Annotated in this window: 14 protein-coding genes, 1 tRNA gene and 1 pseudogene; 7 read left to right on the top strand and 9 right to left on the bottom strand. The window is 64.5% G+C overall.

Annotated features, from left to right (window positions below; translation table 11 throughout):
- Nucleotides 1–28: 28 nt before the first annotated feature.
- Complete coding sequence (pbpC, locus tag QX135_RS17680; RefSeq protein ID WP_316178146.1) at nt 29–2,242, bottom strand: penicillin-binding protein 1C; 2,214 nt, start codon at nt 2,240–2,242, stop codon at nt 29–31.
- Complete coding sequence (locus QX135_RS17675) at nt 2,239–7,458, bottom strand: alpha-2-macroglobulin (protein ID WP_316178144.1); 5,220 nt, start codon at nt 7,456–7,458, stop codon at nt 2,239–2,241. The genes pbpC and QX135_RS17675 overlap by 4 nt, the downstream gene beginning before the upstream one ends.
- 485 nt (nt 7,459–7,943) lie before the next feature.
- Between QX135_RS17675 and QX135_RS17670 the strand changes: the two genes are divergently transcribed.
- The 3 genes from QX135_RS17670 (at nt 7,944) to QX135_RS17660 (ending at nt 9,523) form a co-directional block, all read left to right on the top strand.
- Nucleotides 7,944–8,020 (top strand) — tRNA-Arg (locus QX135_RS17670).
- Nucleotides 8,021–8,151: 131 nt separating this feature from the next.
- Nucleotides 8,152–8,889, top strand: a complete 738-nt coding sequence (locus tag QX135_RS17665; protein ID WP_316234203.1) for an FkbM family methyltransferase — start codon at nt 8,152–8,154, stop codon at nt 8,887–8,889.
- A 487-nt stretch (nt 8,890–9,376) separates the two neighbouring features.
- Nucleotides 9,377–9,523, top strand: coding sequence for a hypothetical protein (locus QX135_RS17660; RefSeq protein ID WP_315738058.1), 147 nt, complete (start codon nt 9,377–9,379; stop codon nt 9,521–9,523).
- Between the two features lie 82 nt (nt 9,524–9,605).
- Here the strand turns inward: QX135_RS17660 and QX135_RS17655 are convergent, their stop codons facing one another.
- The 3 genes from QX135_RS17655 to QX135_RS17645 all read right to left on the bottom strand — a co-directional run bounded on the left by QX135_RS17655 (nt 9,606) and on the right by QX135_RS17645 (nt 12,621).
- Entirely contained in the window at nt 9,606–9,818 is a 213-nt protein-coding gene (locus QX135_RS17655) for a hypothetical protein (protein WP_316234201.1), read from the bottom strand.
- Between the two features lie 122 nt (nt 9,819–9,940).
- Nucleotides 9,941–10,414, bottom strand: coding sequence for a hypothetical protein (locus tag QX135_RS17650; protein WP_315759349.1), 474 nt, complete (start codon nt 10,412–10,414; stop codon nt 9,941–9,943).
- 149 nt (nt 10,415–10,563) lie between these two features.
- On the bottom strand, nt 10,564–12,621 hold the full coding sequence (locus tag QX135_RS17645) for an acyltransferase family protein (RefSeq protein WP_316234200.1): 2,058 nt from the start codon (nt 12,619–12,621) through the stop codon (nt 10,564–10,566).
- 1,105 nt (nt 12,622–13,726) lie between these two features.
- Between QX135_RS17645 and QX135_RS17640 the strand changes: the two genes are divergently transcribed.
- Together QX135_RS17640 and QX135_RS17635 are read left to right on the top strand one after the other, a co-directional pair.
- Nucleotides 13,727–13,882: a hypothetical protein gene (locus tag QX135_RS17640; RefSeq protein ID WP_315738062.1), complete on the top strand. Its 156-nt coding sequence runs from the start codon at nt 13,727–13,729 to the stop codon at nt 13,880–13,882.
- A gap of 265 nt (nt 13,883–14,147) precedes the next feature.
- Complete coding sequence (locus tag QX135_RS17635) at nt 14,148–14,423, top strand: hypothetical protein (RefSeq protein WP_315738063.1); 276 nt, start codon at nt 14,148–14,150, stop codon at nt 14,421–14,423.
- 85 nt (nt 14,424–14,508) lie between these two features.
- On the opposite strand, the gene QX135_RS17630 is transcribed toward QX135_RS17635, so the two are convergent.
- A complete protein-coding gene (locus QX135_RS17630) occupies nt 14,509–14,877 on the bottom strand; it encodes a PRC-barrel domain-containing protein (protein WP_315738064.1) in 369 nt (122 codons plus the stop codon).
- A 72-nt stretch (nt 14,878–14,949) separates the two neighbouring features.
- Nucleotides 14,950–15,114, bottom strand: coding sequence for a hypothetical protein (locus QX135_RS17625; protein ID WP_315738065.1), 165 nt, complete (start codon nt 15,112–15,114; stop codon nt 14,950–14,952).
- Between the two features lie 211 nt (nt 15,115–15,325).
- Between QX135_RS17625 and QX135_RS17620 the strand changes: the two are divergent.
- A pseudogene (locus QX135_RS17620) lies at nt 15,326–15,737 on the top strand (SDR family oxidoreductase); the annotation flags it as partial.
- Between the two features lie 16 nt (nt 15,738–15,753).
- Here QX135_RS17620 and QX135_RS17615 read toward each other — a convergent pair.
- Both QX135_RS17615 and QX135_RS17610 read right to left on the bottom strand, forming a co-directional pair.
- Nucleotides 15,754–15,885, bottom strand: coding sequence for a hypothetical protein (locus tag QX135_RS17615; protein ID WP_315756589.1), 132 nt, complete (start codon nt 15,883–15,885; stop codon nt 15,754–15,756).
- Between the two features lie 24 nt (nt 15,886–15,909).
- A complete protein-coding gene (locus QX135_RS17610; RefSeq protein ID WP_315770763.1) occupies nt 15,910–16,101 on the bottom strand; it encodes a hypothetical protein in 192 nt (63 codons plus the stop codon).
- A gap of 650 nt (nt 16,102–16,751) precedes the next feature.
- Between QX135_RS17610 and QX135_RS17605 the strand changes: the two genes are divergently transcribed.
- Nucleotides 16,752–22,931, top strand: coding sequence for a HAMP domain-containing protein (locus QX135_RS17605; protein WP_316234202.1), 6,180 nt, complete (start codon nt 16,752–16,754; stop codon nt 22,929–22,931).
- Nucleotides 22,932–22,934: the final 3 nt, after the last annotated feature.

Here is a 22,934-nt window from a genome sequence, read left to right as displayed (position 1 = left end):
GCCATGCCGACAACCGCTTAGCGAACCCTCACTGGATTCTGACCACAACTGTGTCCGCAGCGCCCGTGGCGTCGATCACGGTGAGGCGGGCAAAGCCCGGCCCGGGCGGATCGATCAGGCGCTGGCGGCGGCTGTCGATCTCGCCGACGGCCAGTCCATTGACCAGCATGGTCAGCGGCAGCACGCCGCCCGACACTTTCACCGGCATCACCGATGCCTCGCGTCCCGCGGATCGGTCGACATCGATGCGCGAGCCGTTCAGCGGGAACTGGATGTGCGGCGCCTGTTCGGCGCCGGTCCGCAGCAATTCGCCGATCGGCCGGAACCGGCGCAGCGGCAGCGGCAACTTTGAATTGCTGGCGACCAGCGCCCCCTTGGGCGGCTTCGGCAATGTTGCTGGCAGCTTGCCGCTGCGGGCAAAAGCGTCGAACAGGATCGGCGCCGCGGCGACGCGGCCGATCAGGCCGGGCACCGGCGCGCCATCGGGCCGGCCGACCCAGACGCCGATCGTGACGCGGCCGTCGAAGCCGACCGACCAAGCGTCGCGATAGCCGTAGCTGGTACCGGTCTTGAAGGCGATCCGGTTGCGGGCTGCGTTTTCCGGCGGCGGCGTCCCCAGCAGCACGTTGCCGACCTGCCAGGCGGCCGCCGAATCCATCAGCCGCATCGGCTCGCGCGCGCCGTCAGTCCCCTCAGCCGTCATGATCTCGCGCAGCGGCCTGGTGGTGCCGAGGCGCGGAAAGCCTGCATAGAGCTGGGCGAGGTCCTGCAGGGTCACGCCGACGCCGCCGAGCCCCATCGCAAGGCCGGGCGCCTCGTCCTTCGGCAGCACCAGATTGCCGCCGGCCTGCTTCAGCCGCGATGACAGCCGGCTCGCCCCGACGCGATCGAGCAGCACGATCGCCGGCACGTTCAGCGACAGCTGCAGCGCCTTGCGCACCGGCACCGTGCCCTGGAACGTCATGTCGAAATTCTCCGGCGCGTAGGAGCCGAAGCGCACCGGGCGATCCTCGATCAGGCTCTCCGGGTGCACGAAGCCGTCCTCGAAGGCGAGTCCATAGATGAACGGCTTCAGGGTCGAGCCCGGCGAGCGCACCGCGCGGGTCATGTCGACCTGCCCTGCCCGCTTCTCGTCGAAGTAGTCGGCCGATCCGACATGGGCGAGCACGTCGCCGCTGTCATTGTCGACCACGATGATGCCGACCGAGACGTTCGGTCCCAATGCGATGGCGCGATCGCGCGCCAGCGGCTCCAGCACTTTCTGCAGCGACGCATCGAGCGTCAGGCGGATGATCGGCTGATCCTTGACGGCCGCCGAGGCCTGGTCGGCGGCATGCGGCGCCAGGATCGGCATCGGCTTGCGGAAGGCCGGAACGGCTTGCGCCTTTGCCTGCGCCGCGTCCTCGGCGGAGATCACGTTCTCCGACACCATGCGGTCGAGCACGCGGTCGCGGCCGCGTCGAGCGGCCTCGGGATGCCGGTCGAGCCGCCGCGTCTCCGGTGACTGCGGCAGCGCCACCAAGAGGGCCGCTTCCGCCAGTGACAGCCGCTTCGGCTCCTTGCCGAAATATGCAATCGAGGCGGCGCGAATGCCTTCAAGATTGCCGCCATAGGGCGCCAGCGTCAGGTAGAGATCGAGGATCTCGTCCTTGCTCAGCTCTCGCTCGAGCTCGAGCGCGCGCACGATCTGCCGGAGCTTGGCATGCAGCGAGCGCTGCCGCCGCGGCTCGAGCAGCCGCGCCAGCTGCATCGTGATGGTCGAGCCGCCGGAGACGATGTGGCCGTGCGAGCCGAGCTGGATGGCCGCCCGCACCAGCGCGCGCGGATCGACGCCGTGATGGTCGAAGAAGCGCTGGTCCTCATAGGCCAGCAGCAGCTTCAGATAGGTCGGATCGACGTCTTTTTTGGCGCTGACCGGCAGCCGCCACCGCCCGTCCGCCATCGCATAGGCACGCAGCAGCTTGCCGTGGCGATCGACCACGGTGGTCGAGACCGCCTTAGCTTCCTGCAGCGGCAGCGGGCCGAGGGAGATGGTCCAGGCGGTGATGGCAACGGCGACCGACGCGACCAATGCGAGCGCAATGGCGAACAGCCGTTTGACGCTCCACCCTCTCCTGCCGTCATGGCCGGGCTTGTCCCGGCCATCCACGTCGTTCGGAGCGCGCGGAGCGACCGGGCATGGCGGAGTGTGGAGGTCCGTCTTGCCACCCAGCTCACGATCGCTCGTCCCACCCTCGCTCATTTGGCCGCGCGGACCTCCACCGAGCCCGTGCCCGTCCGACCATAGCGCGAGGGATTGTACATGTCCTCAACATAGGCCTGCGGCAGCACGTATTTGCCGGGCGACACCGCGCGCACGACGTAGGCGACCGTGAACACCGACTTGGAATCCGCGGCGCGGTCGAGCGCGGCGGTGAAGCGGTCGTCGCGGAACTCGGTGTTGACCGGTTCCTGGCCGTCCTCGATCCAGTCCAAGGTGCCGCTGTCACCCGACGACACCAGGTGCGGATTGTCGATCTCAAGCCCCGCCGGCAGATAGTCCGACACCATGATGTGGCCGTACTCCGGCTTGGCCTCGGTGACCTTCAGCACGACAGCGAAACGGTCGTTCTGCTTCGCGGTTCTGATATCGGCCGGCTTGCCGTCGAGCGTGTAGTAGCCGCGCTCGATCTTGAAACCGTTCGACGCGGCCGGCTCCGGCGTCAGCGGCGAGCCGGAGACCGAGACCACTGCCTGCACCGGCGCATCACCGGTGTTGGTGATCTTCAGCGGCTGGCCTGAGAGCTCCGCCGCCTTGTAGCTGCGGTACATCGCCTGCTTTACGGCCTGGCCGTTGATGTCGAGCGTCAGCGTCTCCTTGGCCAGCGCGCGCGCCGCCAGCACCATCCACGCATTCTCCTGCGTCGAGGTGTACGGCGTCAGCCCGCGCGCGGCTTCGACACGGGCGACGGCCTGCGTCAACGTCGCCCGCGGCGCATTGCCCTCGCCCGCCAACGACACCAACGCCGCTGCATCGCGCAGGTCGGAGCCGTAATCGGTGCGGCCGAACACCAAGACCGGCTTCGGCGCGAGGCTGTCGGCCGCGGCGGCATAGACCCGCTCCGCACGGGCGCGGTCGCCGACCAGCGCCAACGCCGCGGCAAGCTGCGCCTTGGCGATCGGGGTGGCGAGATTGCCGAGCTTGGTGTCGGCGAGATACCGCAGGTCGCCGATCGGCGCCGCGCCATTGCGCGCCAGCACGTAGAGGCCATAAGCGAGATCGCGGCCGCCCGTCTTCTCCGGCTCCTCGGCATTCACCACCGAGTTCCTGACGCGGTCGAGCGCGCTCTTGAGCAGCACGTCCGGCACCGCAAAGCCCTTCTCGCGGGCGCGGGTCAGGAAGTCCGTGACATAAGCATCGAGCCAGGGATCGTCGCCGCCCGACGACCACAGGCCGAACGAGCCATTGGATCCCTGCCGCGCCAGCAGCCGGTCGATCGAGTCGCGGATGCGCTGGTCGACCTCGGTGTCCATCGCCAGATGCGCGCCGGCCGCGAGCTCGTTGACATAGAGCAGCGGCATCGCGCGGCTCGTGATCTGCTCCGAGCAGCCATAGGGGTAGCGGTCGAGCGCCTTCAGGATGGTCGCCGCATCGAGCGCGGTCGACAACCCCGCCGACAGCGACACCGTGCCGGTGCCCGCCACGAGATCGGAGAACATGTCCGATGTCAGCGTCAGGCTTTCACCCTTCGCGAGTGTGCGGATCGAGCGACGCGCCAGCACCTGGGTCGCCGGCTTCACGTCGAACTGATAGTGCCGCGCCAGCGAAAGCCCGTTGGGGCCCTTGATGTCGACATCGAGCTGCGCCTGCCCGGTGCCACTGGCGTCCAGCGACAGGGTCGCCGACGCCCGCTGCTTGGCCGCGAGCTTCATCGTGACGTTGGCATTGCCGGACACCTTGACCGGACCGCCCGCCTTCACGCTGACGACATAGTCGCCGGGCGCACCTTCGACATTGTCGACATCGAACGACAGCGTGCCGCGATCGCCTGACAGGAGGAAGCGCGGCAGGGTCGCGGTCAGCACCACGGGATCGCGCACGGTGACGTCGACATTGGCGCGGCCAACTTTGGTGGCGCTCCACGCCACCGCCATCACCCGCGCTGTGCCGGCGAACTCCGGAATGTCGAAGCTGACCTCGGCAGTTCCGTCGGGCCCGACGGTGACGATGCCCGAATACAGCGCCAGCGGCTTCTGCGTCGGTGGCGAGCCCTGCAGCTCGGCGCCGCCAGAGTCACCGCCAGAGCGGATCTGGCCGCGCGTGCCCTGCATCCCGTCGATCAACTGGCCATAGAGATCGCGGATCTCGGCCGAGAGCTGGCGCTGGCCGAGATAATAGTCGTCCGGCGCCGGCGGCTTGTAGTTGGTGAGGTTGAGAATGCCGACATCGACTGCGGCGATCACGACCTTGGCGTCCTCGCCGGGATTGAGCCCGCCGATCTTGACCGGAATCTTCAAGGCCGAGCCCGGACGCACCAGCGCCGGGGGCGTCAGCGCGACATTGAGCGTGCGCGCCGACTTGTCGATACCGAACCAGGCGACGCCGAGCGCTCGGCCCGGCATGCGCTGCGCGGCCGTATCGAGCGGACGGCGCAGCGTCGTCACGACATAGGCGCCAGTGCCCCAGTCCTTGCCGACTGCAAGCTTGACCTGGTTGGTGCCCTCCTTGACCTCGGTGGTCTGCGTCGTCAGCAGCCGGTCGCCGAGCACATTGACCGTCAGCTTGCCGGCGGTGCGCGCATTGACCGTCACGACCATGCTGTCGCCCGACTGGTATTGCGGCTTGTCGAGCGAGGTCTCCAAGAGATCCGGCGTATCGGCGCTGCCGTCGGTGTACCAGCCGACGTCGAACTGCAGCGACGTCACCGGACCGTCGGCATCCGCCGACTTGACGTCGAGGCGATAGCGCCCGGCCTCCGGCAGGAAGCTCAGCCGCGCCGGCTTGTTGGCGGCGATCGTGACGTCGCCATCGCCGACGCGGCGCGTCGACTTGACCGGCTCGTAATTCCAATAGGCGTTCTGCCGATACCACTGGTACCGCGACTCGATCTTGAGCAGCTCATAGCGCAGGCCGTTGCGCGCCAGCGTCTTGCCCTCGGGCGAGACGAACACGACGTCGAACTCGGCCTTGTCGCCCTCGCCAACGCTTTTGCCGGTAAACGACGGCTTGATGCCGATCTGCGCGGCCTTGGGCGCCACCGGGAGCACCAGCTTGCGCTCGACGGCGCGGCCGCCGGTCTCAGCCAGCCGCACATAGATCTGCGCCTCCTGCGGCCGGCTGGAGGACGGCGGCTTGGACAGGCTCACGGGGAACGTCGCCGCGCCCTTCTCATCCGTTTCCGGCATGCCTTCGATCGGGGTGCGCTCGTTGGAGGCGCTCTCCTCGTCGGCGACGCCGAACTGATAGCCCGGGAAGCCCGGCCGCTCGGAGGCGGTGGTGACCAGGAGGTCGCCCTCGAGCTGCAGGCCGGAGGCCGGCGCGCCGTAGAGGAAATGGCCGTCGACCTTCACCTCCACAGGAGTCTCAGCCTTGATCTGCTTGTCCTTGGACGACAAGTCGAATTCCAGCCGCTCGGGGACGTAGTCCTCGACCATGAAGGTGGTCTCGCCGACGGACGCCCCCTTGGGATCGGTGAAGGCGCGCACGCGGTAGGTGCCGGTCGGCACCGCCGAATTCAGCGCCACACTGAACGACCGCCCGCCGGCACCCTGGTCAGGCAGCACGGCGCGGCGGAACTCGACTCCATCCGGGCGCTCGACCACCAGCGTCAGCGGCGTGCCGGTCATGGCGTTGCCCTTGCCGTCGCGCAGCAGCGCCGTGAGGTAGACGGTCTCGCTGGACCGGTAGACGCCGCGCTCGGAATACACGAAGGCGTCCGGCCCGGCCGGCGCCTCGCGGCCGGACACGCCACGGTCGGAGAGATCGAAGGCGGTCGTCTTCAGGCTGAGGAAGGCGTAGTCGGCTTTCTCGCCGACCACCGTCAGCATCGCCGGCGACAGCCCGCCCTCGCCCCGCGCCAGCCCCGTCTCGAAAAGCGCGTGCCCGGCCTCATCGGTCCTGCGGGTCGCCAGGATCTCGTTGTTGCGCGCCACCAGCCTCACCTCGGCGCGCGCCACCGGATCGGTTGAAGCCAGCGAATTGACGAACACGTGGATCCCGTCATTGCCGGAGAACGCGGCGACGCCGAGATCGGACACGATGAACCATTGCGTGGCGAGCTGGCCGCCGCTGTCCTCGTCATTGCCGCTGGTCGGGCCCTTCGGCGCGGCCGTCATCACATAGACGCCCGGCTGCATGTCGCTGAGCGCCTGATCCACCGGAAAGGCGGTGGTGACGTCCTGGTTCAGGGTCATCGCGGTCGAGAGCTCGCCGCTCCACACCTTCATGCCGCGCTGGTCGCCGAGCTCGCTGAGCTGGTAGCTCGACAGCGGCCGCTGGAAATCGCTCTCGATCACCGTGTTGATCAGGTTGCGGTCGCCGATCCGGAAGACGTTGATGTTGACGGCGGGCGTGTTGACGCTGACCAGCGGAATGCCCTTCTGGCCGGTGCGCGGCAGCACATAGGCCTTGCCGGTGAAGCGCACGAACGGCTTGCGGTCGCGGACATAGATGTTGAACTCGGCCGATTTCGGCAGGCTCTCCTTCACGACTGACGGCAACCCGGCGCGCAGGTTGATGTTGTAGCGCTCGCCATGCTTGAGGCCCTCGACGCAGAGCTGCTTGTCCTCCGAGGTCAGCGCCGGCTTGTCGGTACCTGCCTGTGCCACGAACGGCGAGAAGTCGGTGCGCTTGGCAAGATCCTCGGAGAACTGGAAGCAGGCGCGCGGGCTCGCCGAGTCCGAGTCAACGGTGTAGTCGAGCAGCTTAAAGCCGTGCTCGTCGCGCATCCGCTCATACTGTCCCCTGATATCGGCGACCTCGCGCAGCTCGAGCGACATCCTGAGCGTATCGAGCGCCGGCCGCCACAGCTTCCGCTCGGCCATGGTCTTGCCGAGCACGGCGAGCGCGTCCGCTTCCTCGCCGGCATTGCCGGCGCGCTGGTAGGCGATGTAGGCCGCCGTCGAGGCGCGCTCCAGCAGGAAGGTCTGCTCCGACGAGTTGATCGGCTTGATCTGGTTGAGCACGGTGCGCGCCAGCCGCAGCCAATTACCGGAATCATCCGGGGCCACTGTGGCGATCTGTCCGAGGATTTGCAGACCCGTGCGCAGGTCGTTGCGGCGCAGCGCAGCATCGGCGTCGGTGCGCAAGGTCGCCAGCGGCTTGTTGACCGCCCCCGCCTCGCTCTTTATCTGGGCCTCCAGCTTGACGGCGGCGTCAGCCAGATCGTCGCGCTTGAACGCCTTGTCGGCGGCATGGGCGGACACGAGGCCGAGCGCCATGATGGCGCAGAGGGCGGCGGCGCGAACCAGACCGATCATGGGACAGCTCCTTGGACGGCTCTTTGAAAGTTCTCTGGAAAGATTTCCAGACAGGTCCTGGCGGTGCACGGATCGACGCCCGTGTTTGGCCGATTGGTGGCGAGAATGGACGCGAAATGGTGACGGACTGGTGGCAAGGGTTGTAGGGGCCAAGATAGCGACCCGTGGCCTTGGCTGCCATCGGCAGGCGGCCGCGGCCGGGAAAATCTGTTCATCAACGGCAATTCACAGGACATGTTCACAGGACATGGCATACCGGCAAAGGCCGCGGCAGCCGTTTGACCAGCGCCGCTGACGCGCGAACGGCCCTTGATGACCCTCCTCCGCCTCCGCTTGGTCGCCGCCGGCCCGTATCCGGTTCGGATGGTCTTGGCGAAACGGAAGATTTTTCATATGACCCATGCTATGGGATGGCCGTACCGGCGGGGCTCCGCCTCGGGGGGTCATCCCGCGACGTCCGCCCGTGCCGTTCACGTCGCGACGACGGTCCCATAGCTCAACTGGATAGAGTAGCGGATTTCTACTCCGCGGGTTGCAGGTTCGAGTCCTGCTGGGATCGCCAGTCGCCACGCCAGCGCCATCGTGGCGCCCCGCCGCTCGTCCATTTCGAAACATTGCCGTGAACGACAGGGCGTGCGCACCCAAGCTTGCCTTCGTTTGGCGGATGCGTGGCCATGGCATTGGGGGGCTCGGTTGGCGAAACATGAGGCATCCCGGTTTCTGGTGAGAATTTTGCGGTCCAGATTCCGCGACCACAAGACGGAGCTTTCCGAGCTGCGGCGTCACATCCGGCGCGGCGACGTCGTCTGCGACATCGGCGCCAACAAGGGCAGTTTTCTCTACTGGCTGGCGCGGTGGTCGGCGCCGGGGCGGGTCGTCGCCTTCGAGCCCCAGCCGGACCTGGCCGAAAGATTGGCGCGGCTCTGCAAGCGGTTCTCGCTCGACAACGTCGTGGTCGAACCACGCGCCGTCTATTCGTGCTCCAGCAAGAAGACCCTGTTCGTGCCCGAGGGGCACCAGCCCGGGGCCTCGCTGCTCCGCCCCGCCGAGACCTCGAAGACGATCCAGGTGCAGACGACGTCGTTGGACGACTATCTCCCCGATACGGGAAACGTGTCTGCGATCAAGATCGACGTCGAGGGTGCCGAACTCGACGTGCTGCGCGGCGCCGAGCGCACCTTGCGCCGATGCCGGCCGTTGATCGTGGTCGAGTGCGACCACCGCCTGGCGACGCTCGACAGGGTGAAGGAGACGTTCTTGCTCCTGCGGGGTCTTGGCTATCGAGGCCAATTCCTGAGCCGCGGGAGATTGCTTCCGTTGTCCGCCTTCGACCCGGAGATCCACCAGCGCGCCGATGGCGAATGGTTCTGGAAGCGAAAGGACTACTGCAACAACTTCATCTTCAGGAGCTTGCACGCGCCCACGTCCTGAACTGCGGATGAGCCGGGCTGGTCGATGATGACGTCACAGTCGCTGATCACTCGCCCCTCCCCCGCGCAGGACGAAACATTCCGGGAGCCGATCGAAACCATTTCGCCGCACCTACGAAGTCGTCGTGAAACAGACCCCCGGCATGTTGCCGAACATCAAATCGACCGTAGGGGCTACCGATGTCCGCGTTGCTGAGCTTCATTTTCGAATCCTATTGCCTGAGCTGCCGGGCGATGTTTCCAGAGCTCAATACCGATCAGTCGACCGTCGCGGAGTAGGTCGCGGCCGAGTGGCCGGAATTTCGATCCGAGATTGAGCCGCGCGGGCGCCGCCGGCCCACTTTGGCTGTCTGCCTGCAGACTGCTCGTCCGGAAAACCCACGCGCATCAAGCTTTGCTCTTCAGCTTAATGGCGGCTTCCATTTGACGCCGACGCCCTTCATCCGCCACGTCTTGGGCGATGGAGTTGGACCATGTTTGAACTAGCCATGTTTGCCGCAATCTGTTTCATCGCCGCTGTCGCCCTCACGATCATTTACCGGCGGCGTCAGGACGTCCTCTACGGCCCCTATATCGCGGATGTCTCGTGGCCGACGGCGCTGCCCGACGACCGCATCGAAGCGTCGTCACCCTGAACCTGGATGTGCTCCCGGGAGGCACCGGGCAGGCCGTCGCGATCACGCCAGCGATGATTGCCGATCTGCATGACGCCCGGCTTCACAAGCCGATGCGCCCGCCGGAATCGTTGAGCAGCGCATCGAGCCGGTCTGGGCTCATCCTCTGTCCACCCGGCGTCTCTATGCTGACGCAGGCAGCGCCGAGACGCAGATAGGCGTTTGCCGTGAGCAGCGCATCCTGCGCGCTGCAGCACCTGATGGTGGCGATCGCGCTGGCGCTTTCGGCCCGGACGGTGAAGGACGCGGCGGCCATGAGGGGCGGGCTCGTCTGTAAGCGGCGACTGAAATGAAGCCGAAGTTTATGCGACGGAGCCCGACGGTATCATTGAGGCGGATCAAAGCCGCCGGTCCCAGGCTTCGCTATGGGCGTCCCGCTCAGCTCCGATTCAGCGACAGGCTGATGCGGGTGACGATGCCGTCCCAATCGCGCTCCCAGGCCCGGGGGTAGTTGATCAGCACGCAGTGGACATAGCCCCCAACGAAGTTGCAGCGATTATACCAGACGTAGTCGCCCTTGTAGCTCGACACCGCGAAGAAGCGCGAGGTGATCCGCTTGTACTGGATGTTCGGCGGCGGGTTCTTCTGGGCGAGGAATCGCGCCGGCGACTCCCGGGTGTCATTGGGCATCGACTGCACGGTCAGATTGGCGCGACCGTCCGCGGTCTGGAAGCGCTGGCCATAGCCCCCGGGTTGGCCCGCCGTGTCGCTGAAGATCGAGACGGGAATGTCGACCGACGTGCCGGTCTCCGGGATCCTATAGGTGTTCCAGCGCACCGATTCGGCCGGCGCGGCGTTGCTCCAGCACGCGGCGCATGCAAGCACAGCCATGGCCTTGATGATCGGATTCATGTCTGTCGTCCCCAACGGCTTGAGAAAACATGACGTTGAACCACCTTCGCGGCTCAGCGAAGGCAGCGTCCGCCATCAGCGGCAGGCGAACGCGCGACCCCAGTCGAAGGTTCATGGCTCCCGCAGGTCCCGTGCTCGATCGCTCCTCATCATTGAACCTGGGATGGAGCGACGTTCCGGGTTGCCGTCGGGCCGTCACCCGCCATGAGTTCGTGCGTTCCGGTCTCGGCGGGCTGCTCAAGTCTCCGCAAGAACGCATCCAGTTGCGGCGCGAGTTGCGAAAGGACAAACCTCAACCCTTCCGGGGTGAAATGGATGGTGTCCCAAACAATCGGCGTTTCCGCGTCGATCGTCAGCGGGCAACGCCTCTTGCTGCAAATCGTGTCGAGAATGGAAACGTATTGAACGAGCGGATACGCGCTGGCGATCTCCTTCAAACGGTCGTCCGCCTTGAACGCCCCCTCTCTCGGCAAGAGCGAATTGCCGATTGGGACGTGCGTCTGCTCATGGTTGAACAACGTCGAAGCCAAGGGAGCGGGGAACTCGATCGAAGGACCGAGGAGCAGAACTGGAACGCCGGCTTCCTGAGCTGCCGCCAGCAGCGCGTTCAAATACCGATCGACGCGCCGTGCAGGAGGCTGGCCGTAGGTTTCGAGATAGGCGCGCCAATTGCCGGAAAGAACGACGCCGTCAAAGCCGTGGGCCCTGATCTGATCGCGTAGCAGCTGATTGACGTCGTTGCAGTTTCGCGAGGTGCTCAGCTTGAGCTCGACGAACGGGGGACAGGCCGCTGACGTAAGCTGCAGAAGATGATAGGCATCGGAGGATAGGTAGCTGCGCAATCCCCAGGCATAATGTGCGGCGAGACTGTCGCCGGCGAGCAGAATGTTGCGCTTGTTTGCGGCCGGCTTCAGGCACGCATCAAAGTCGTAGGCCGATGGCGGCTCATCGGGCTGCAAGAAGCAGCTGTGCGCACGATAGAACGGCTCCATCGTCCGGGAATCGTACCGGAGCATTCGTGCCTGGGATTGCGGGAAGCGATCGGCGTAGCCGTCATGAGCGATGCCGTGAACTCCGACCGCGATCAGGACGACGGCAATGCCCGCGATCACCGGGGAGCCACGCACGCCAACCCACTCCGTTCGCGCGCGTGCCGGCCGCTCGACGATGACGTAAGAGAGATAGGCCAGCAGCAGCGAGCACAGCAGGAGCCCGGCGGTAGCAAACGCCGAGGTCGCGACATCGAGCGGCAGCGCGGCCCTGCCGAGGACGAACACCGGCCAATGCCAAAGATAGAGCGAATAGGACAGACGGCCGAGGAAGGCTCCGGTCTCGCGGAACGGCAGCCGGGGCCTGCCCTGCTCCTGATTGAAGGCGACAATATAGAACGCAGTACCGAGACAGGGAATCAGCGCATGCAACCCGGGGAATCGTGTCTCCGCGCGGAAGATGACCACGGGAATCAGCATGGAGCCCATGCCGGCTGTCGCAAGGATGAGACGCGCCTCGCTTCTGACCGGTGACCATCGATGCAGAAAGAACGCGATGCTTCCGATCAAAAACTCCCAGGCCCGCAGCGGGGCGATGTAGAAGGCGGCAGAGGGCGATTGCTTGATCCAAAGCTCATCGAGCACGCACAGCGCGACCGTTCCGGTGACGACCAGTCCGAGCGACAGCTTCGACGTTGGGTCGGGAAACAGCCTGCTCCAGAGCCAAGTCACGACCGGAAACAGGAAGTAGAACTGCTCCTCCACCGACAATGACCAAGTGTGGATCAGAACCTTCCCGATCGTTGGAAGATCGAAATAGCCGGTCTGCGACCAGAAGAAGATGTTCGACGAAAACAGAAGCGTAGAGACCGCGCTTCCGAAAAACATTCGGTAGTCGCCAGGAGGCGCAAAGAACCACGCGACTATCCCGGTGACGACAATCATCAGGTAGAGCGCCGGAAGCAGGCGCCGCGCCCTTCGTTCGTAGAAGGCGATGAACGAAAACGAATTGGATTGAATGCCGGTCCAGATGAGCCGGGAGATCACATAACCGGAGATGACGAAGAAGATATCGACGCCGACAAACCCGCCGCCAAAACCTGGCAACTCGAAATGAAATCCAATGACCGAAATCACGGCTACGGCGCGCAGCCAATCGATGTCCGGCCGGTACTCAAAAACTTTGTGCGCGTCATGCTGGTAGCCTGGGCGGGCCATTCGCCCTAACGAGTTACCTGCTGACATGTCCGCAAATGGATTGCAACGTACCGAAACACACGGAAATACCGTTCTTGGTTGGTGTATCCGAATTGCCGCACCATCTCACGGCCCCGCCGCGTGGGGACGCCGACGGATCGCAGACCCAGCGGGAGGCCATTCGCCTGCGGGGGTCATCCCGCGAGCATCAAGAGAACTCGCACTCGGTCCCGATCCCGGTGCTGACTTTGAGGCGGTGATTGAAAGCCCGACGCGCCAGAGAGAATGGCAGCACCGTCAAGGCCAACATGCCGGCAAGCCGGATCATTCACTGCGCCAGCGCGCCCCCGCCCGACGCAGCTTTCGACACGAGGACCGCTTGTGTGTCAGTGACTGACCAGCCCTCCGCCTTGATTGCTCCGGCTAGCAACGCGCTGTCGTCACGCGGGCAGACGTGCCGCGCGTACTCCCGCGATCATCATCCACGAAACGCCTGCCACGCTGACGCCTCAACTAGGCTCGACGCGAGACGCACGCGGGATCCACGCTCGATGATTGTGCGGCTGTTGTTTGATGAGCACACCCACCCGCGAGATTTCAGCGACCGCCTTCCGTCGTCACCACTCACATGATACCAGTCATGCCAAAGAAGCTGGCGAGCGAGTGGCGACATCGCCATAGCCGTTAACACCTCGCCACAAATCGGCCGAGGTCGAGGTGGGCTACCTCTATACTTCGAGTTGCTTTTGCAACCGCATTGGCGTCGTACCTCGGACAGTGCTTATCGGCACCGGCCCGCGCAGGCTGAGCGCGCCTAAACCGCTTCCCTGAAGGAATTTGGCTTAAAAACGTGCGACGCCGCGTCTCCGCAACCTGGCAACTTCTTTCAACAGCCAAAACGTGCAACAATACTGCACGCAACTAATATCAACCTCAGATTTCATTTACTGATCATTTACTTTCCGCAACTTTGCCCCAAAAACTGCACGATGCTGGGTTCCTCTTTCACAATTAGAACTCTTCTGGGGCCCTACAAAACCACCTCCCCAGAAACGGGATCTAACAACCTCGGATATACTTTTCAAAACTCACTCTCCGTCTTCGTTTCGCGTACAGAGGTCCCACAATGACAACACTCATCAAGGCTCTCCCGACCCATCTCGAAGAGACTCGTATCGACTCCGAGAAGCTGCGCACGATCCTGATGCTCTGCGGCGCCACTGCGTTTGGCTTCATTCTCCACGCCACCTACGGTCTCGATCTCAGCTACGCCTTCTTCTGATTTGATCAGTCTGCCGGTCGAGGCTGGCGGCTCTTCATTGCCGGACGCAATCGGCGTCGGTCCGGGCTCGCGGGGTTGTTGAACGGCCCCGCGCGTCGCCTTTTCGAAGTGATACGCGCCACGCGAAGAATATGGCAGATGCCGTCCATTGCAGGCTTGATCGTGCTTTTGCACAGCTTGGCCGCGCCGCTCCCACAATTCCGCCGCGACGACGCGACACGCTGAGGGTGTTGAGGATTGCGGTTGCTTGAGGACGAGTAGCGTCATGCGTTCACCAGTATATGATCTCTATCAGATGAAGCAGGATCGCTTGCCGAAAGGAGCTCGTTCGGCATGGCTGAGGACGAGGCCGAATGAGCCGCCGCCCGCCGCCGACGACTGGGTCTTCGTCGGCAAGGAACGGCATCCGAGCCGGTGGACGGTCGCGGAGATGAATGAAAAAGGCACCTGCTACCGCGAGATCCCGATCTGGCTGTCGAGCCGCCGCAGCATGATGGCTGGATCGGCGGCCGAAAGCGGCGCTCAGCCGCCGGCCGCCTGAGATTCATCGGAGATCGCTGACGATGGCCGCTACGCGCCACGTTCGTCAGCAAGCCTCGCCAGGGCAATGAACGGGATCGGCGGTCCTACGCGAGTTGGACGCCGTAATAGTCGTCGACCTTGCGCCCCGCCCCGGCATCCCCCCAGTCCCACTCACGCTCGTCGGAATATTTCGGCGCTCCTCGCAGTTGGTTCTCGGTCACGCCGGTAACGTAGCCGCCGAGTCGCGTGTCGTACTTCAGGGATTGCCAGGGCAACGGGTAGTGATCATTCCCAAGCCCGAGGAAACCGCCGAAGCCCAGGACGGCATACGAGACCCGCCCGCTCAGCTTGTCGATCATCACGCGTTCGATGGTGCCGATCTTGGTGTCGTCGGCGCCATAAACGGCCGTGCCTTCGACCTTGTCGCTTCCAATCAGGTTGCCATATTCGCGTTCATCGAGCATCGACGTCATGTGGTCCTCCCGGTGCGAGTGGATCGATAACGTTCGGCCGTCACCGGCCGTTCCCAAGAGCCTGAAGCGCTCTCAGTCGGCCTCCGACGGGTTACCGTCCTGCTCGGGATGACGTGTCGCCTCGCGGGACGGAGCATCCGGAGATGTGGTCTTATGAACCTGCTGCGCACGCTCCTTGTCGGCGGGCTGATCCTCACCGCGTCCTGTCCTGACGATGCCTTGGCCTTGCTGCGCCATCGGATGGCTCTCCTTGGTTGGTGATCCACGAAGGGCGCCGGATTGGATAGCGCTGACGCCGCTGCGATTCGATCGAAACGACGCGGGCCGCGCCTGTTCGTTCCCTCCTTGAGCCAACAGGCCGCAGAGCCGACCGCGCATCTGGCGCAACACGGTGCTTTGAGCGATCCAAACGAAACGTTGGCGATCTCAGGCTGTTGACCACGTCCCTCGAGAGGAGACGTTCTGCCGGCGGCTGGTGCAACGGGCCGTCGAAGCACTCGGCGGACTCGACATTGTCGTCAATAACACCCGCGCGGCAGCAGACGCGTCAGTCGACCCTGGATGTCTCGTCCGAAGATTTCGACGCGACGATGAAAACCAATATCTATGCCCCGTTCTGGATCATCAAGGCCGCCCTGCCCCATCTGAAGCCGGGATCGGTCATCATCGGCACCTCGTCCGAGCAGGCCTATGATGGCTCTGCGGATCTCTACGACTATGCGCGAACAAAGGCGGCGACCATGAACTATGTGAAGTCGTTGGCCAAGCAGCTCGGACCGAAGGCCATACGCGTGAACGCCGTCGCGCCCGGGCCGATCTGGACGCCGCTTCAGGTCTCCGGCGGGGCCACGATGGAGAAGTTCGGCTGCCGCTGGTTCAGATGTGGGTGATGGGCTGCGGCAGCGAATACGCTTCCGTATGCACCTGACGAATCGTCGTGAACGCGGCGACGGCCGAGGCCAGGCTAAAGGCCGTCAGCAGCGCAATGAGAACGGTGCGGGGGGTCATGGGACGCTCCTCCATCCAGATTGGTTACTCGCGTAGCGCGGTCCGGTACTCGCCGAGCGGTGCGATTTCGCCATCGAGCCAATCCTGCTGGAGCGCGAGCGCTTTCCAACCTTGGGCCATGCGTCGATAGCGCCGGAACGCCGGCTCTCCGTCGGCGCGCTCCGCGAGCTGGAGACAGTTGTCTGCGTTCTCTCTGAAAAGATCCGATCGTTTCATCTCAATCAGCTGGGAGCCACGGCGGACCGCCGCAACTCTGTTACACGATATTAATGTTCGCTCTGCGCTGGTGGAACATGGCGCACGTTGCAGCGCGGGTCCTGCTCAGAAGCGACGCGACACTGCCAACGTGAAGGGCCTGCATTCTTAGGCGTCTCGGGATCTTCGGATCCGTCGGCATCTCGGCGCCATTGCTTCCGGCATCCCCGTCTCTGCCGTGGTTTCCATTGCTAGTCCCCTTCGGAGGCATCAAGACGGCAGCAATAGCGAACTTGAGGCGGGTTCTCCTCTTACTCGAATGAGACGCGCCCCCTTTCCCCGTTCCAATGGAAATCGCCTCCTTCGTCAGCGACGAATAGATGGGAACCCTTTTCCTGGATTGGAGTTGAAGCACTCGCGCCAGTAAAGGCCGGTTCCATTAGCCTTGGAAATCGGCATCCTGGCTTGATTTGAGTAGTTGCGGCGGCTTCTATGGCCGCCGGCTATCCGAGTCTCGGATTTTTGCTGGTAGACGGTCTGCCACGGGGAACTTGATGAGCGATCTCGATTCTGCTGCCGGTCCGATGCCCGAGCGCCAAGGGTTTGGCCGCCAAGGCAACGGAGCCGAGGCGGCCGATGCCAGCCAGGACCTGCTCCGCGCTCTCCAGGCCATGCGTTCCGGAGATTTCTCCGTGCGTATGGGCGGCGACTATCTCGGCATCGACGGCAAGATCGCCGACACGTTCAACGAGATCATTGCGGCCAACGAGCGGATGGCGCAGCAGCTCGAGCGCGTCGGCCAGGTCGTGGGACGGGAGGGAAAGACGCGCCAGCGCGTGCGGTTCGGCATCGCAAGCGGCTCCTGGGCGGATATGGAGAGCTCGATCAACACGTTGATCGACGATCTTCTATGGCCCACCCGTGAGGTGACGCGCGCGGTTGCCGCCGTGGCCCAAGGCGACCTCCTGCAGACCGTGAAACTGGACGTCGATGGCCGGCCTCTGGGCGGCGAGTTCCTGCAGTCGGCGACCATCGTCAACACGATGATCAAACAGCTCAGCGTCTTCACGTCCGAAGTGACCCGCGTGGCGCGCGAGGTCGGCACCGAGGGCAAGCTCGGCGGCCAGGCCCAGGTTCCCGAAGTCACGGGCGTCTGGAAGGACCTGACCGAGAGCGTCAACTCCATGGCCAACAACCTCACCGGCCAGGTCCGCAACATCGCGGAGGTGACGATCGCAGTCGCCAATGGCGACCTATCGAAGAAGATCACGGTCGACGTTCGTGGCGAGATCCTGCAGCTGAAGGAAGCCATCAACACGATGGTCGATCAGCTCAGGTCGTTCGCGTCGGAGGTGACGCGTGTGGCGCGCGAGGTCGGCACCGACGGCAAGCTCGGCGGTCAGGCCATCGTTCCCGGCGTTGCCGGCACCTGGAAGGACCTCACCGACTCCGTCAACGCGATGTGCGGCAACCTCACCGCTCAGGTCCGCAATATCGCCAACGTCACCACTGCGGTCGCCCGCGGTGACCTATCACGCAAGATCACGGTCGACGTGCGCGGCGAGATCCTGGAGCTGAAGGACACCATCAACACGATGGTCGACCAGCTCAACGCCTTCGCCTCCGAGGTGACGCGCGTGGCGCGCGAGGTCGGCACCGAGGGCAAGCTCGGCGGCCAGGCGCAGGTGCCCGGCGTTGCCGGCACCTGGAAGGATTTGACCGACAACGTGAACTTCATGGCGTCGAACCTGACGGCACAGGTCCGCAACATCGCCGACGTCGCCACGGCCATCGCCAGCGGCGACCTGTCGAAAAAGATCACAGTCAACGTCTCCGGCGAGATCCTTCAGCTGAAGGAAACGCTGAACACAATGGTCGACCAGCTCAATGCGTTCGCCGGCGAGGTCACGCGCGTGGCGCGCGAGGTGGGCACCGACGGTCGGCTCGGCGGCCAGGCCAACGTGCTCGGCGTCGCCGGCACCTGGAAGGATCTCACCGAGAGCGTCAACTCGATGGCGTCGAACCTGACGGCGCAGGTCCGCAACATCGCCGAGGTGACGACCGCCGTCGCCAATGGCGACCTGTCGAAGAAGATCACCGTCGACGTGCGCGGCGAGATCCTGGAGCTGAAGGACACCATCAACACGATGGTCGACCAGCTCAACGCGTTCGCCGGCGAGGTGACCCGCGTCGCGCGCGAGGTCGGCACCGAGGGCAAGCTCGGCGGCCAGGCCATGGTGCGCGGAGTCGCGGGCACCTGGAAGGACCTGACCGACAGCGTCAACTCGATGGCCTCCAACCTGACCGGCCAGGTCCGCAACATCGCGGAGGTCGCCACCGCCGTCGCCAAGGGCGACCTGTCGAAGAAGATCACGGTCAACGTCTCCGGCGAGATCCTTCAGCTGAAGGAGACGCTGAACACGATGGTGGACCAGCTCAACGCCTTCGCCGGCGAAGTGACGCGCGTCGCGCGCGAGGTCGGCACGGACGGCAAGCTCGGCGGACAGGCCGAGGTGCCCGGCGTCGCCGGCACCTGGAAGGATCTCACCGACAGCGTCAACTCGATGGCCGGCAATTTGACGGCGCAGGTGCGCAACATCGCCGAGGTGGCAACGGCCATCGCCGGAGGCGACCTGTCGCGCAAGATCACCGTCGACGTGCGCGGCGAGATCCTGAGTCTCAAAGAGACGCTGAACACGATGGTCGATCAGCTCAACCGCTTCGCGGGCGAGGTGACGCGCGTCGCGCGCGAGGTCGGCACCGAGGGCCGGCTCGGCGGCCAGGCCAACGTGCCCGGCGTCGCCGGCACCTGGAAGGATCTGACCGACAGCGTCAACTCGATGGCCGGCAATCTGACGGCTCAGGTCCGCAACATCGCCGAGGTGACCACGGCGGTGGCGCGCGGCGACCTGTCGCGCAAGATCACCGTCGACGTGAAGGGCGAGATCCTCGAGCTGAAGAACACCATCAACACCATGGTCGATCAGCTCAACGCCTTCGCCTCCGAAGTGACGCGCGTGGCGCGCGAGGTCGGCACCGAAGGCAAGTTGGGCGGCCAGGCCGAGGTGCCGGAAGTCGCGGGCACCTGGAAGGATTTGACCGACAGCGTCAACTTCATGGCCTCGAACCTGACGGCCCAGGTGCGCAACATCGCCGAGGTCGCGACCGCGATCGCCGGCGGCGACCTGTCGAAAAAGATCACCGTCGACGTGCGCGGCGAGATCCTGCTGCTCAAGGACACCCTGAACACGATGGTGGAGCAGTTGCGCTCGTTCGCGGCCGAAGTGACGCGCGTCGCGCGCGAGGTCGGCACCGAGGGCCGGTTGGGCGGCCAGGCCGTTGTGCCCGGCGTCGGCGGCACGTGGAAGGACCTGACCGACAACGTCAATCTGCTCGCCGCCAACCTGACCACGCAGGTCCGCAACATCGCCGAGGTGACCACGGCGGTGGCGCGCGGCGACCTGTCGCGCAAGATCACCGTCGACGTGAAGGGCGAGATCCTCGAGCTGAAGAACACCATCAACACCATGGTCGATCAGCTCAACGCCTTCGCCGGCGAGGTGACGCGCGTGGCACGCGAGGTCGGCACCGAGGGCAAGCTCGGCGGACAGGCGCAGGTGCCGGGCGTTGCCGGCACCTGGAAGGACCTCACTGATACCGTGAACTTCATGGCCGCGAATTTGACCGAACAGGTCCGCGGCATCGTCAAGGTCGTGACCGCCGTCGCCAATGGCGATCTCAAGCAGAACCTCACGGTCAAATCGAAGGGCGAGGTCGCAGCACTCGCCGAAACCATCAACAACATGACGGAGACGCTGGCGACCTTCGCCGACCAGGTGACGAGCGTTGCCCGCGAGGTCGGCGTCGAGGGCCGGCTCGGCGGCCAGGCCAACGTGCCCGGCGCGGCTGGCACATGGAAGGATCTGACCGGCAACGTCAACCTGCTTGCGGCCAACCTGACATCCCAGGTGCGCGCCATCGCCGAGGTCGCGACGGCCGTGACCAAGGGCGATCTCACCCGCTCCATCCAGGTCGATGCCCGCGGCGAGGTGTCCGAGCTCAAAGACAACATCAATACGATGATCACCAATCTGAGGCTCACCACCGACCTCAACACAGAGCAGGACTGGCTCAAGACCAACCTGGCCAAGTTCACCAACATGCTGCAGGGCCAGCGCGACCTGACCACCGTCGGCCGCCTGCTGCTGACCGAGCTGACGCCGCTGGTGAACGCCCACCGCGGTGTGATCTACCAAGTCGAGACCGAGTCCACGCCACAGCTGCGCCTGCTTGCCTCATACGCCGATGACGGCATCTATCCTCACCGGACGCACGTCCAGTTCGGCGAGGGGCTGATCGGACAATGCGCGATCGACAAGCGACAGCGGCTCGTCTCCGAGATTCCATCCGACGTCATCCCCGTGGGCTCCGCCCTGCTCCGCGCCGTCCCGAAGAACCTCGTGGTGCTGCCGGTGTTGTTCGAGAACCAGGTCAAGGCGGTGATCGAGCTGGCGTCGCTTAGTTTGTTCACGACGTCGCAGATGACGTTCCTCGAGCAGCTCACCGACTCCATCGGCATCGTGCTCAATTCGATCGAAGCCACGATGCAGACCGAAGGGCTGTTGAAGCAGTCGCAGCAGCTCGCCGCGGAGCTTCAGACCCAGCAGCGCGAGCTGCAACAGACCAACGAGCAGCTCGAGCAGAAGGCGCAACAGCTCGCCGAGCGCAACGTCGAGGTCGAGCGCAAGAACCAGGAGATCGAGCAGGCCCGCCGCGCGCTCGAGGAAAAGGCGACCGAGCTCGCGCTGACATCCAAGTACAAGTCCGAGTTCCTCGCCAACATGTCGCACGAGCTGCGCACGCCGCTCAACAGCATCCTGATCCTCGGCCAGCAGCTGACCGAGAATCCGGACGGCAATCTCACCCTCAAGCAGGTCGAGTTCGCCCGCACCATCCATGGCGCCGGCACCGATCTGCTCAATCTGATCAGCGACATCCTCGATCTCTCCAAGATCGAGTCCGGCACCGTGACGGTCGATGCCGAGGAGATCCTCACCACCAACCTCCTGGAAACCGTGGGACGTCCGTTCCGCCACGAGGCGGAAAATCGCCTGCTCGCCTTCAACATCGACGTCGACCCGAACCTTGCGCGTAGCATCGTCACGGATTCCAAGCGCCTGCAGCAGGTGTTGAAGAATCTGCTCTCGAACGCCTTCAAGTTCACCGCCGAAGGAGGGGTGCGCTTGAAGGTATCTGCGGCGCTCGGCGGATGGAGCGCAGAACATCCGGTGCTCAACACTGCGCCGGCCGTGATCGCGTTCGAAGTCTCGGACACCGGCATCGGCATTCCGCAAGACAAGCAGAAGCTGATCTTCGAGGCGTTCCAGCAGGCGGATGCCGGCACGAGCCGCAAATATGGTGGCACCGGCCTCGGGCTCGCGATCAGCCGCGAGCTCGCCAACCTCCTGGGCGGCGAGATCCATCTCAAGAGCGCACCCGGCAAGGGCAGCACCTTCACGCTCTATCTGCCGCTCAAATATTCTGGTCCCGCAACGACGCCGCGCGTCAGTCCAGCATCGCCCGCTCCCTATGTTCAACCCCCAGCCCTACAGCAAGCGGCCGCGCCGGAGCGCGGGATCGAGCCCCCGCCGGACGATCGTCTCGATCTCGAACCCGGCGATACGATCCTGCTCGTGGTCGAGGACGATCCGCACTACGCGCGCGTCCTGATCGACCTTGCGCGCGACAAGGGCTTCAAGGTCCTGATCGCCGGCCGCGGCGCCGAGGCGCTGGACCTCGCCAAGCAGTATCAACCGGCCGCGATCTCTCTCGACGTCTTCCTGCCGGACATGCTCGGCTGGACCGTTCTGAGCCAGCTCAAGCACAATCCGCTGACGCGGCACATCCCGGTGCAGATCATCACGCTCGACGAAGACCGCCAGCACGCTTTGGCGCGTGGCGCGTTCTCCTTTGTCAGCAAGCCTACGACAACGGAAGGCGTCAGCGCGGCCCTGTCGCAGATCAAGGAATACGCCAAGCCGCGACGCAAGCGGCTGCTGATCGTCGAGGACAACGCGGCCGAGCAACTCAGCATCCGCCAGCTGTTGGATCACGACGACATCGAGATCATCGCGGCGGATACGGGAGCTTCGGCGCTCGAGACGCTGCGCAGCGCGCCGTGCGATTGCGTGGTTCTCGATCTGCGGCTGCCAGACATGAGCGGGTTCGACGTACTCGATCAATTGCGCTCCGACGATTTCTTGTCGAGCGTTCCGGTGGTCGTCTTCACCGGGCGGGAATTGTCGGCCGAGGAGGATGCGGAACTGCATACGATGGCGCGCAGCATCGTCGTCAAGGGCGTCGAGTCACCGGAGCGGCTGCTCGACGAGACGTCGTTGTTCCTACACCGTGTGATTACGGAACTGCCGCTCGAGAAGCAGCGCATGCTGGAGAAGCTGAACAGTTCCGACGAAGATCTGATCGGCAAGACGGTGCTGCTGGTCGACGACGACGCCCGCAACATCTTTGCTCTCTCCAGCGTGCTGGAACGCCGCGGCATGAAAGTGCTGACGGCGACCACCGGAAGCGAAGCGATCGACCTGGTGCAGAGCAATCCCGCGATCTCGATCGTCCTGATGGACATCATGATGCCGCAGATGGATGGTTACCAGACGATCGGCGTCATTAGGCAAAATCCCGCCTTCGTCCGGCTCCCCATCATCGCGTTGACCGCGAAAGCCATGAAGGGAGACCGCGAAAAGTGTCTCGAAGCTGGCGCCTCCGATTATCTGGCAAAACCCGTCAACACCGAGCAGCTGCTCCTTGCGATCCGCATGTGGCTGCACCGCTGAACG

This window comes from Bradyrhizobium sp. SZCCHNR1098 (assembly GCF_032489375.1).
Classification (GTDB): domain Bacteria; phylum Pseudomonadota; class Alphaproteobacteria; order Rhizobiales; family Xanthobacteraceae; genus Bradyrhizobium.
This window is presented reverse-complemented; position numbering and strand designations above follow the sequence as displayed.